Raw genomic sequence first — 11,726 nt, 5'->3', positions numbered from 1 at the left:
TGAAAACGGAATTTGAACTGCACACTACCTTTCCATCCTATTCAACCGCTATTGGGCCCGTATGCAGGGCGATAGAAAAATACAATAACCTCAGGCTGCACCTGAGCTGTGATATGATGACACCGTCGGATCGGCACGGGCAGGAAATGAGGGAAGCACCACAACTTCACCAGGGGCTGTAAGGGCATTCCAGCTTGGAGAAAATGAAATGTAACGATATATCCGTTTATGTTTTTATAATTGTAAGTATTTAACCGTTTAACTATCCGCTTTTTGTAAGGGTAATCTAGTATAAGACATTCCGGACATTCGCAGACATTTTCGGACATTTTTAAAACCATTCCTTCGGTACTTCTTCGGTTGCTGTTCGGTCGCGCTTCGTCGTTTGTTCGGGTGGGCTTCGGTTAGGCTTCGTCTCTGCGTCGTGAAGTAGTCGTACCACAGTCGTGACTGCTTCGGTTCAAAGACGAAGAAAGGACGAAGGATGGTCGACCACAATAATACGCTGTTAGGATGCTGTTAGTATTCAGTCAAAACCCAAAGGCGAAAGAAACCCGATAACGAACCGAAGCTTGCTTAACCATCACTCAATTAATTGCGCAACCAGTTTGTTCAAATACAAACCTCGCCTTCTCATAATCAATAGGTACACTTTTGTCAAAAAAGCCTGAGCCCCATAAGGTCATCATTTCTCCAATGCCCATAGTTAAGGTGTTCTCTTTTTTTAATAAGGCTATAGGGTTTTTGTACCACTTATCTACCTTGTTTAACCTAAAAGAATAATAGCCCTTAAGCGTATCTCCTTTCATTACGGCTTTTACCAAGCCTTCATAGTGGTTTCCATTTTGATAAGTAAAGGTTAGCTCACCTAAAATATGCTGATTGGCAGTGTCTATCTTTAACCAAGCAGTGTCTCTTTGGTCTGTAGCGGTGTAGCAAATGGTGTGTTTGGCATCCATTTGGTGTTTAACAGCCTTTTGTTGGGTGCAGTTGCTCAATAGAAAAATAGCAAGGGTTATGGAGCATAGAAATAGTCGGTGTTTATTCATGAGAATTGGTTAGGGTTAAATGATTTGAACTAAGGATGCCAAAACCTAAACAATTGCATAATTTTTACCTATAAATTTAGTTTTTAAGACCAAATGTTTATCTTCACTTTTAAAAATTCGCTTTCACATGATCCTTAATCTTTACCGTCGCTCAATTTTAAAAATTGCTTTCCTACTCTTAACGTTTTTTGCAATTACCCAAAAAAGTTTTTCTCAAACACAAACTGGTTACACCCTCTTATGGGAAATTAAGGGTAAGGGCCTAACCAAACCTTCTTATTTGTTTGGCACAATGGATTTAAAAGATAAAAGGGCATTTAATTTTAGCGATTCTGTTTACATCGCTTTGGCCAATACTTCGGCATTTGCGATAGAAACGCATCCAGATTCTACTGCAAAATACATACCTCGTTCTGTTAAAAAAGCACCAAAAGCAAATGAGGATAACAATAACCAAGAGCCACCAAGAATGGCAGCAAAAGGAATTCATTCAATTTTTGCTAGTACTTACCTCTATGGTTTGGCCAAAACAAATAATAAAAAAGTTTTTGCCTTAGCAGAATTTGATATGAACGCTAATGAGGAAGAAACTGAAGCTGTTGATGAGGAAGAAGAATTGCAACAACAAGAAGACAAGGAAAGGCTAATTTCGGTCTATGCGAAAGGTAACCTTAATGAGCTTTGGGGAGAAATACGACAATATTATGAAGAAGATTATTTTACCGAACGTACTACTGAATTAAGTACAGAAATTGGTAAACTTTTACAAACGGAAAGTATATTTGCAACTATTGGCGCGGCACTTTTACCTGGCGAAGAAGGGCTAATTGCCAAACTCAAAAAAGCAGGTTATCAACTTCGTCCGGTTGGTGCCTCATTTACAGATTTAGCCAAAACCTATCAAATTGATTATACCAAAATGAACTGGTATACCCATAAAGATAACATCAACAATTTCAGTATTCAGTTTCCCTCAGCTCCCTTTACAGCTGAAAGTACTGCTGGACAAAAAATTGTAAACTACAATGATCCTATAAAAAATGTAATTTACACAGCTACAGCTTTATATACAGGACCACTAAACAATAATGTTGGTTCAACACAATATATAGATACTGTACTTAATAATTATATTAAACAAAGTAGCGCTAAATTGATTGCTTTAAATTATTTAGATTACAATGGTTTAAAAATTAGTGAAGCTCAATTAGAAAAAGATGGAAATTATTTTAGAGCAAGATTAATTCACACAAACAATACGTTTTACATACTTACCATTGAGAATGATGATAAAGATGTGTTACAAGAGAAATTTGCTGATCTCTTTTTTAATTCATTGCAGTTTACCAAACCTACTGCTATAGCTGCAAGCAATTGGATTCAATATCAAAATCCAGCAGGTGCTTTTAGTGTGAAATTGCCAATCGCTCCAGAAATAATTCAAAAAGAAGTTGCTAACCCTGTCTTAAAGGCCAGCCCGTACGTGATGAATATAGTGGTTGCAGCAGATAAAGTGAATTTAGTTAATTACATAATACGCTATAGTGATTACCCCACTGGGATGTATTTAGCTAATAAAGCTGCCGTATTCGATGCCATGTTTAAGGAGTTTGAAACAAAAGGTAAGGTTATTGGAAAGTCGAATACAATTTATAAAGATGGGTATGAAGGGAGAGCTACTAACATAATTATTCAAAATTTCTTAATGGAAGTTGTGGCGTATATTAAAGGAAATAGAACTTATTTACTTATACGTCAAAACATGAATGGAACTGAAAAACCTAAAAACGATCAATTTTTAGAGTCTTTTAGTTTTACACCGAATATGCCTTATAAGGAAGTGCCATTTAATTTAGGCAATATTACCTTAACTATTCCTGAGGATCCTTTGCTTATTGCCAAAACTGAGGAAGAAATAGAAGAGGAAAAAGCAGGAGAGTCGTTTTTAGCTGATGAGCAAACCTATTTCGCCGTTAACAAAAACACTGCCCTCAACCATTACCATAAGTAATAATAAGGGCTTAGAATTTATAACCACAGATAGTTTAGCGGGAACTAGCAAAAAGACTAGATTTTGGCTTCAGGGCAATAGTTTTTATTTGCAATCGCTCATTTCTACAAAAGATGAATTGACAAATGAACAAGGAAGTTCTTTTTTCAACTCTGTTAAAGCCAAAACTAGTGAACCTTTGTTCGACCTCAGCTCTTCTAAAGCGAAACTAATTGTTGCAGATTTAGCTAGTAAAAACCCAGAAACACATCAGAAAGCACTGGGTGCATTGTCTTTTTATAAATTTGAACTTGATGAATTGCCTTCTATTTATACGGCATTACAGCAACCTTATACAGATGATACCACTTCTAATGGTGCTCGATGTGTTTTGTTAGGAGAATTAGCCCAACTGAATGATGCACAGACACCTGCCTTTTTAAAAAAATTATATCAGGATAGTAAGGGCTTAGATTTAATACAAAGTCAAATTCTTGCAGTATTACCTGTTGCAGATTCGACAAGTTACGACTGGTACTTTAAAACACTAAGTGAGGCCCCAACATTTAAACTTAAAAGTTACTGGGACTTATTTGAGCCCTTAACAGACTCTATTTCTTTTGTTGCAGCGAACATAGATCAGGTTTTAAAACTAGGGAAAGAGGACAATTACAGACCAGTGGTTTTAGATTTGGTGGCTACCATGTTGGATAGTGACAATATCACAACTTACCAAGCCCTGTTAAATAGCAAAAAAGAAGTAATCACTGCACATACAATGCAAGATTTAGCCGCTGATTTTGTGAGGGTAAAGGAGGAGAAATATCCTGTTTCTCTTAATTATTACTTAGATATTTTACCAAAATTAAATGTACCGACCTTAACGGATAACTTTACTAAAAAAGTTATTGCATTAGATACTATCCCTTATTTAATAACCAATGCCGTAGCTGCTAGAATTAAGGCAAACTTGCCTGTAGACCCTAAACTACTAACATCACAATTGGATAGTTTAGACACAAGATATGCTATAATGCATGCTTATGAAAAAACGGGGAAAATTGCAGAGGTACCTTTAAAATACAGACAACATGATGAATTTGCAAAATTGTTGGTGTATGATTATTTTGGTGAAGAGTATGATTACCCGCAAGAAATTAAACTTTTAGGAAATATTAAGGAAGGAAAAGACAACTACTATGCTTTCGAATGCTTTTTTACTGAAGAGGGTGAAAAAAAATCTTATGTGGGTATTTGCGGGCCATTTGATAATGAAACCGAAAAGCTAAATTTTGAGAGCTATTACAGCTACTCGAAATTTGAAGCAAAGGAAAAGGATTGGGCCAAACAGGTTAAGGCATTAATTGCCGAAATGAGGGAGGAATAAATTATTATACTTGATAATCATCCAATGTCCTTGTAGGTTAGACGCCCAGTGTCCCCCGCTGGCGGGGGAATCAAAGGGGGTGGAATCTCAAAACTTTAGTTAAACTGTGATTGGGTGTAGATTCCTCCCCCAACCCCCTCCAGAGGGGGACATGCAGGGTGCAGATAGCATCTTGCACATAGCAAATCCCAATATTTAACGCTTGTAGGTTAGGCGCCCAGTGTACCCCGCTGGTGGGGGAATCAAAGGGGGTGGAATCTTTAAAAACTTTGCTACAAGGTGATTGGGTGTAGATTCCTCCCCCAACCCCCTCCAGAGGGGGACATGCGGGGTGTGGATAGCATCGTGCATAGAGCAAAATCCAATATTTATCGCTTGTAGGTTAGGCGCCTTGTGTCCCCCGCTGGCGGGGGAATCAAAGGGGGTGGAATCTAAAAAACTTTAAGTCCCAACTGCCATGATATCAATTCCTCCCCCACCCCCCTCCAGAGGGGGACATGCAGGATGCAGATAGTATAGTGCAAAAATCATGAAAATATTATAGCTTATAATAGGCATTATACATTCTCTTTTTGAAAATCTTCGATGTACACAATTATAGTTCGATTAACATTTTCCATGTCGTTTAAAACCTCGTCATCACGAAACCTTAGTACCTTATAGCCAATATTTTCCAATTGTTTTTGTCTAGCAATATCTTTTGGAATATTTTCTTCCCATTGATGTGTTAAACCATCACATTCAATAATGAGCATTAGTTCCTTGCACATAAAGTCGGCAATAAAATTAAGAACTGGCCTTTGTCTTCGAAACTGATATCCTAACATTTGACGTCTACTTAATAGATATTTCCAAATACAAGCTTCTGATTTGGTCATATCTTTCCTGTTAAGGTTTGCAAATCCTCTTAGGCTTTTGTTATAGTGCCATGTGTTATCTTTTTTGGCAGGTTCCATTAATTCTAAGATAGCATTATTTTTAGGCTTATTTAATTAAAATTCCTCCCCCAACCCTCCCGATGAATCGGGATAAACTCTCCAGAGGGGGACATGCAAGGTGCAAATAGCAAATTACATAGCAAAGATAAATACTAATCGCCTGTTAGGTAGGCGCCCTGTGTCCCCCGCCGGCGGGGGAATCAAAGGGGGTGGAATCTTTGAAAAACTCTAAGTTAAACCGTAACCAGGTGCAATTCCTCCCCCTACCCCCTCCAGAGGGGGACATGCAGGGTGCAGATAGCGAGTTGCATAGTAAAGTTAATTAATCGCTAGTTAGGTAAGCGCCTAGTGTCCCCCGCTGGCTGGGGAATCAAAGGGGGTGGAATCTAAAAACTTTAGTTAAACTGTGATTGGATGTAGATACCTCCCCCTACCCCCTCCAGAGGGGGACATGCAGGGTGCAGACAGCGAGTTGCATAGCATTTTTGGTTTTGAAATACTCAATTCCCTCCCAAACCCTCCCGATGAATCGGGATAAACTCTCCAGAGGAGAACAGGCAGGGTTCAGATAGTAAGTCGCATGAATTAGCTCCTTACAACACCCCTTTTAACTTAACCCACACATTTTCCGCTAAAATCTTATCGCCTTCTGCTGTTGGGTGAATGCCATCAGGCTGATTCAATTCGGGTATACCACCCACATTAGCCAATAAAAAAGGGATCAACTCCATGTTGTTTTTCTTGGCCAGTTTCGGGAACATCTCTTTAAAATCATTGGCAAAAGTACTACCCATATTTGGTGGCACTTGCATGCCTGCCAATACCATTTTTACATCCGGATATTTCGCCTTTACTTGATCGATAATAAATTGCAAGTTCTTAGTGGTTTCTGCTACAGCAATTCCCCTTAAACCATCATTCGCTCCTAATTCCAATACAAAAACATCAATCTTTTGTTTCAACAACCAGTCAATTCTAGCTTTCCCCGCAGCAGAAGTTTCTCCACTTAAACCTCCATTAATTACAGTATAAGGTAATTTTAAAGAGTCTATTCTTTGTTGAATTAATGCTGGGTAAGCTTCAGATGGGTCAAGACCGTAACCGGCAGTAAGACTCGTCCCAAAAAAAAGGATATTTTTCTTCACTACCGTTTTTGCAGCTGCCTTGGCGGTTGTATCTGAATTGGTTTGGTCGGTGTCATTTTTTGTATTTCCACACGCACTTAGCAAAGCGCACAAAACAATAATCGGCATAAAACGTTTTCGTAACATATCTATCTATTCTATCTCTAATTGTCAAATCCTATTATCTTTAACAGGTAATCAAACCAGCTATTTGATTTCAAATATAGCTAAAACTTAAATTAAGAAAGCCATTGGAAACGATACTCGATATTAAAAATGTAAGTAAAATTTATCAGAGTGGAAATCATTCACTCACTGTTTTAGATGATATTAATTTGTCAATTTCCAAAGGTGATACTGTTGCCATTACTGGTCCATCTGGTAGTGGTAAAACAACCTTGCTGGGTTTATGTGCAGGATTAGATCGTTCTACTACAGGTTCGGTTACTTTAAACGGTACAGCATTAGATTCATTAAGTGAAGATCAAAGAGCAGCGGTACGCAACCAATATGTTGGCTTTATTTTTCAGAATTTTCAATTGCTGCCTACACTTACCGCTTTAGAAAATGTAATGGTACCACTAGAGTTGCGAGGCTCAAAAAACAGCAGGGCCCAAGCGCTTGATTTGCTGGGTAAAGTTGGTTTGGCCGATCGTGCTGCACATTATCCGGTACAATTATCTGGCGGAGAACAGCAAAGGGTTTCTTTAGCAAGGGCATTTTCTAATCAGCCAGCCTTACTTTTCGCAGATGAACCTACGGGAAATTTAGATGCAGAAACCAGTGAAAAAATCATTAAGCTTTTATTTGATTTGAATACAGATGCGGGTACAACCTTGGTAATTGTAACACACGATTTAGATTTGGCCGCAAGAACAAATAGAATCATTAAAATAAAAGGTGGACAAATTATAGCCAACGAAAGCCCTACCTATGTCTAAGCACGAAATTCACCATCAGCCTATCGGTTTTTCTTGGCTATTAAAAATGGCTTGGAGAGATAGTCGCAAAAACCGCTCAAGGTTATTTCTTTTCATTTCTTCTATTGTATTGGGCATTGCGGCTTTGGTTGCTGTTTATTCTTTTAAAGATAATTTACAACGAGACATTGACCAACAGGCAAAAGAACTAACTGGCGCCGATTTAATTATAGAAAGTAGAAGAACAATTGCGACTCCAACCTTAAAAGCTATTGAAAACTTAGGAGACGAACGGGCACAGGAAAGAACCTTTGCCTCTATGGTTTACTTTATTAAAGATGGCGGAAGTAGGCTCATTCAAATAAAGGCCCTACAAGGGAAATATCCATTTTATGGGTCGATAGAAACTACTCCCGTTGCAGCGGCTAGCTCATTTCAGGACGGCAGAAACGCTTTGGTAGATCAAACATTAATGCTTCAATTTAATGCCAAAGTTGGCGATTCAATTAAAGTAGGTGAACTTCATTTCGCCATTGCTGGCATTTTACATAAAGCACCTGGGCAAACTGGAATTTCCTCAACCATTGCTCCTATTGTTTACATCCCCCTAACTTATTTAGAAAAAACTGGTTTAACTAAAATCGGCAGTCGGATTACTTATCGTTTTTATTATCAGTACCAAAATGCAGAATTACTTGCCCAAACCATTAAAAAGCTTGAGCCTAAATTAGAAAAAGAAGGTTTGGATATAGAAACGGTAGCTTCAAAAAAAGAAGAAACTGGTCGTTCTTTTAAAGACATGAGTAGGTTTTTAGCCTTAGCTGGTTTTATTGCTTTATTACTGGGTTGCATTGGTGTGGGTAGTGCCATACATGTATATATTCAAGAAAAGCTAAGCACCATTGCCACCTTACGCTGTTTAGGGTTAAAAGCTAGGCATGCTTTTTTAATTTACCTTATTCAAATTGCATTTATTGGTTTAATTGGAGCAGTATTGGGTTCCATTTTGGGTACTTTGATTCAGTTTTTGTTGCCTATGGTGCTCAAAGATTTTCTACCGATAGCAATCACTATGCAAATTTCTTGGTTAGCCATCATACAGGGTATTATTTTAGGGCTAATTATTTCTATTTTATTTACACTCCCTTCTTTATTGGCTGTTAGGAAAATTTCACCTTTAAATGCAATTAGGGCATCTTTTGAGCATACCACCTCTAAAAGAGATCCTGTAAAATGGTTGGTTTATTTGCTCATGTTAGGTTTTGTATTTGGCTTTACCTATTTACAAATGAAATCTGTAATACAAACCATTGCTTTTACAATGGCTATTGTTATTGCATTTTTATTGTTGATGCTTTTCTCTAAAATACTGATGTTTTTGGTACGTAAATTCTTACCAATGTCATGGAGTTATTTATGGCGACAAGGCTTTGCAAACTTATACAGACCTAATAACCAAACCTTAATGTTAACGGTTTCTATTGGTCTTTCTACAGCTTTTATTTGCACCTTATTCTTTGTACAAGGCATCCTAATTAGTAGGGTAACACTTTCATCAGGGGCAAATCAGCCTAATATGGTGATGTTCGATATTCAGAATACACAGAAAGAAGGTTTAAATACGCTTACCAAGTCGTACAATTTGCCTTTAATGAATCAAGTTCCGGTAATTACCATGCGGATTGAAGAGATTAATGGTAAAAAACTAGCCGCAGATAGTGGCAATGCTAGGGCTTTTAAGGGCGAAATTAGGGCAACTTATCAGGATACTTTAACTGCCGCTGAGAAAATTACGGCAGGAGTTTGGACAGGAAAGGTTGCTTCGGCTAATGCACCAATCTATATTTCACTAGATCAGGGTTATGCCAAAAGAATCAATGTTAAACTGAAGGATAAAATTTTGTTTAATGTACAAGGCATGTTGATTCCTACTATTGTAGGTAGTTTTAGGGAAATAAATTGGGGCAGAATGCAAACCAATTTCCGGGTAGTTTTTCCTGCTGGTGTTTTAGAGAAAGCGCCACAGTTTCATGTATTAATGACAAGAGTGCCTTCTAAAGAGGTATCGGCTAAATTTCAGGGCGATGTGGTAAAGGGTTTCCCGAATGTATCGGTTATAGATTTAGAGCTGGTGCTGCAATTGCTAGATGAGTTGTTGAGCAAAATTAGTTTTGTGATTCGTTTTATGGCTGGTTTTAGCATGGCTACCGGCTGGATTGTCTTACTTTCTTCTGTGTTAACAAGCAAAAACCAACGCATTAAGGAAAGTATTTTGTTGAGAACTTTAGGCGCAAGCAGAAAGCAAGTCTTAATTATTAATGCGGTTGAATATTTCTTTTTAGGTGTTTTTGCTGCTGGTGCAGGATTAATTTTAGCATTAAGTGGGAGTTGGCTCTTGGCTAAATTTAGTTTTGAAGCCTCTTTTAGTCCACCTTTATTACCAATTTTTGCATTATTTTCAATTGTAGTTGCTTTGGTAGTGGTTACTGGGGTTTGGAGCACAAGAGGTGTTTTAAATCAACCTCCTTTAAAGATTTTGAGGAATGAAGGGTAATTATTATTATTCATCGCTTGTAGGTTAGGCACCCAGTATCCCCCGCTGGCGGGGGAATCAAAGGGGGTGGAATCTTTAAACTTTAATTAATTTGATGCAGTTCCTCCCCCTACCCCCTCTAGAGGGGGACATGCAGGGAGCAAATAGCAAATTGCATAGCAAAGATAAATACTAATCGCCTGTTAGGTAGACGCCCTGTGTCCCCCGCCGGCGGGGGAATCAAAGGGGGTGGAATCTTTAAAAAACTTTAATTAAACTGTGATTGGATGTAGGTTCCTCCCCCTACCCCCTCTAGAAGGGGACATGCAGGGTGCAGATAGCGAGTTGCATAGTAAAGATGAATACTAATCGCCTGTTAGGTAGGCGCCCAGTATCCCCGCTGGCGGGGGAATCAAAGGGGTGGAATCTTTAAACTTTAATTAATTTGATACAGTTTCCTCCCCTGCCCCCTCCAGAGGGGGACATGCAGGGTCCAAATAGCGAGTTGCATAAGGCAATTTCATGGATAGGTATTATCTATTCTCTTTTTGAAAATCTTCGATGTACGCAATTATAGTACGGTTTACATTTTCTATGTCGTTTAAAACCTCGTCATCACGAAACCTTAGTACTTTATAGCCAATATTTTCCAATTGTTTTTGTCTAGCAATATCTTTTGGAATATTTTCTTCCCATTGATGTGTTAAACCATCACATTCAATAATTAGCATCAATTCCTTGCACATAAAGTCGGCAATAAAATTAAGAACTGGCCTTTGTCTTCGAAACTGATATCCTAACATTTGACGTCTACTTAATAGATATTTCCAAATACAGGCTTCTGATTTGGTCATATCTTTCCTGTTAAGGTTTGCAAATCCTCTTAGGCTTTTGTTGTAGTGCCATGTGTTATCTTTTTTGGCAGGTTCCATTAATTCTAAGATAGCATATTATTTTTAGGCTTATTATTTAAAATTTCTCCCCTCTAGATGGAGATATGCAGGTACGCATAATAAGTTATATAGTATTTGATTGATTGTAAGATATTCTATTCCTCCCCCTACCCCCTGCAGAGGGGGACATGCAGGGTGTAAATAGCGAATTGCATAGTAAAGCCAATATTTACAGATTGTAGGTTAGGCAACTAGTGTCCCCCGCTGGCGGGGGAATCAAAGGGGGTGGAATCTTTAAAATCTTTAATTAAAATTTGATACAGATTCCTCCCCCTGCCCCCTCTAGAGGGGGACATGCAAGGTGCATATCTTTATTCCTTAAAAGGTACAGTTGCAACTTTAGCAGATTCGATATATAGCATAACCTGATTTACACAAGCATTTAGGTTTGTTCTAACCTCATGTTCCCAAAACCGCATTACTGTAAACCCCATTTCTGTTAGCTGCTCGCTTACAAATCGATCACGTTGCATGTTACGCTCAATTTTTGGGATCCAGAAACTCTGGTTACTTTTTGGTTTCCGGATATGCCATTCGTAACCATGCCAGAAATCGCCATCTACAAAAACTGCCAATTTATATTTTTCGATGATAATGTCTGGCTTTCCCGGTAGGTTTTTGTTATGGATACGGAACCGCATGTTTTTTGCCCATAAGGCCTTACGCAATAAAAGCTCTGGAACGCTATTCTTCCCTCTAATTTTTGACATGGTTTTACTACGCTGTTTTGTAGTGTAAAAACCAGCACTTTCTTCAAATCTGGGGACTTGAATTTTATCTTTTTCTAAGGGATAGGATTTGACAGCCATGCTTAATAAACTGATTAAAATTA

The 11,726-nt window shown here is 38.2% G+C and carries 10 protein-coding genes; 5 read left to right on the top strand and 5 right to left on the bottom strand.

Annotated elements, in window-relative coordinates; genetic code table 11:
- A partial coding sequence (locus tag FA048_RS19835) for a hypothetical protein (RefSeq protein ID WP_205943498.1) occupies window positions 1-182 on the top strand: 182 nt, incomplete at its 5' end.
- A 405-nt stretch (window positions 183-587) separates the two neighbouring features.
- Here FA048_RS19835 and FA048_RS14730 read toward each other — a convergent pair.
- Window positions 588-1,049, bottom strand: a complete 462-nt coding sequence (locus FA048_RS14730) for a hypothetical protein (RefSeq protein WP_205943497.1) — start codon at window positions 1,047-1,049, stop codon at window positions 588-590.
- A 127-nt stretch (window positions 1,050-1,176) separates the two neighbouring features.
- Here FA048_RS14730 and FA048_RS14725 point away from each other — a divergent pair, with 127 nt between their 5' ends.
- Together FA048_RS14725 and FA048_RS14720 are read left to right on the top strand one after the other, a co-directional pair.
- Window positions 1,177-3,060, top strand: coding sequence for a TraB/GumN family protein (locus FA048_RS14725; protein ID WP_136842420.1), 1,884 nt, complete (start codon window positions 1,177-1,179; stop codon window positions 3,058-3,060).
- Window positions 3,002-4,426, top strand: coding sequence for a hypothetical protein (locus FA048_RS14720; protein WP_136842418.1), 1,425 nt, complete (start codon window positions 3,002-3,004; stop codon window positions 4,424-4,426). Before FA048_RS14725 ends, FA048_RS14720 begins: the two co-directional genes overlap by 59 nt.
- A 557-nt stretch (window positions 4,427-4,983) precedes the next feature.
- Here the strand turns inward: FA048_RS14720 and FA048_RS14715 are convergent.
- Together FA048_RS14715 and FA048_RS14710 are read right to left on the bottom strand one after the other, a co-directional pair.
- Complete coding sequence (locus tag FA048_RS14715; protein ID WP_136842416.1) at window positions 4,984-5,382, bottom strand: endonuclease domain-containing protein; 399 nt, start codon at window positions 5,380-5,382, stop codon at window positions 4,984-4,986.
- Window positions 5,383-5,957: 575 nt separating this feature from the next.
- The gene (locus FA048_RS14710) at window positions 5,958-6,635 is read right to left on the bottom strand and encodes an arylesterase (protein ID WP_136842414.1); all 678 of its coding nucleotides are present in this window, start codon (window positions 6,633-6,635) and stop codon (window positions 5,958-5,960) included.
- Between the two features lie 104 nt (window positions 6,636-6,739).
- On the opposite strand from FA048_RS14710, the gene FA048_RS14705 reads away from it, so the two are divergent.
- Both FA048_RS14705 and FA048_RS14700 read left to right on the top strand, forming a co-directional pair.
- Window positions 6,740-7,429, top strand: a complete 690-nt coding sequence (locus FA048_RS14705; protein ID WP_136842412.1) for an ABC transporter ATP-binding protein — start codon at window positions 6,740-6,742, stop codon at window positions 7,427-7,429.
- Complete coding sequence (locus FA048_RS14700) at window positions 7,422-9,962, top strand: ABC transporter permease (protein WP_205943496.1); 2,541 nt, start codon at window positions 7,422-7,424, stop codon at window positions 9,960-9,962. Before FA048_RS14705 ends, FA048_RS14700 begins: the two co-directional genes overlap by 8 nt.
- 512 nt (window positions 9,963-10,474) lie before the next feature.
- Here FA048_RS14700 and FA048_RS14695 read toward each other — a convergent pair.
- Together FA048_RS14695 and FA048_RS14690 are read right to left on the bottom strand one after the other, a co-directional pair.
- Entirely contained in the window at window positions 10,475-10,873 is a 399-nt protein-coding gene (locus tag FA048_RS14695) for an endonuclease domain-containing protein (protein WP_136842410.1), read from the bottom strand.
- Between the two features lie 332 nt (window positions 10,874-11,205).
- The gene (locus FA048_RS14690) at window positions 11,206-11,703 is read right to left on the bottom strand and encodes a very short patch repair endonuclease (protein ID WP_136842408.1); all 498 of its coding nucleotides are present in this window, start codon (window positions 11,701-11,703) and stop codon (window positions 11,206-11,208) included.
- Window positions 11,704-11,726 lie beyond the last annotated feature (23 nt).

Origin of the sequence: Pedobacter polaris (assembly GCF_005116505.1) — a bacterium.
GTDB classification, from domain to species: Bacteria; Bacteroidota; Bacteroidia; order Sphingobacteriales; family Sphingobacteriaceae; genus Pedobacter; species Pedobacter polaris.
Note: the sequence above shows the minus strand (reverse complement) of the source record. Positions and strands in the feature narration are given on the sequence as shown.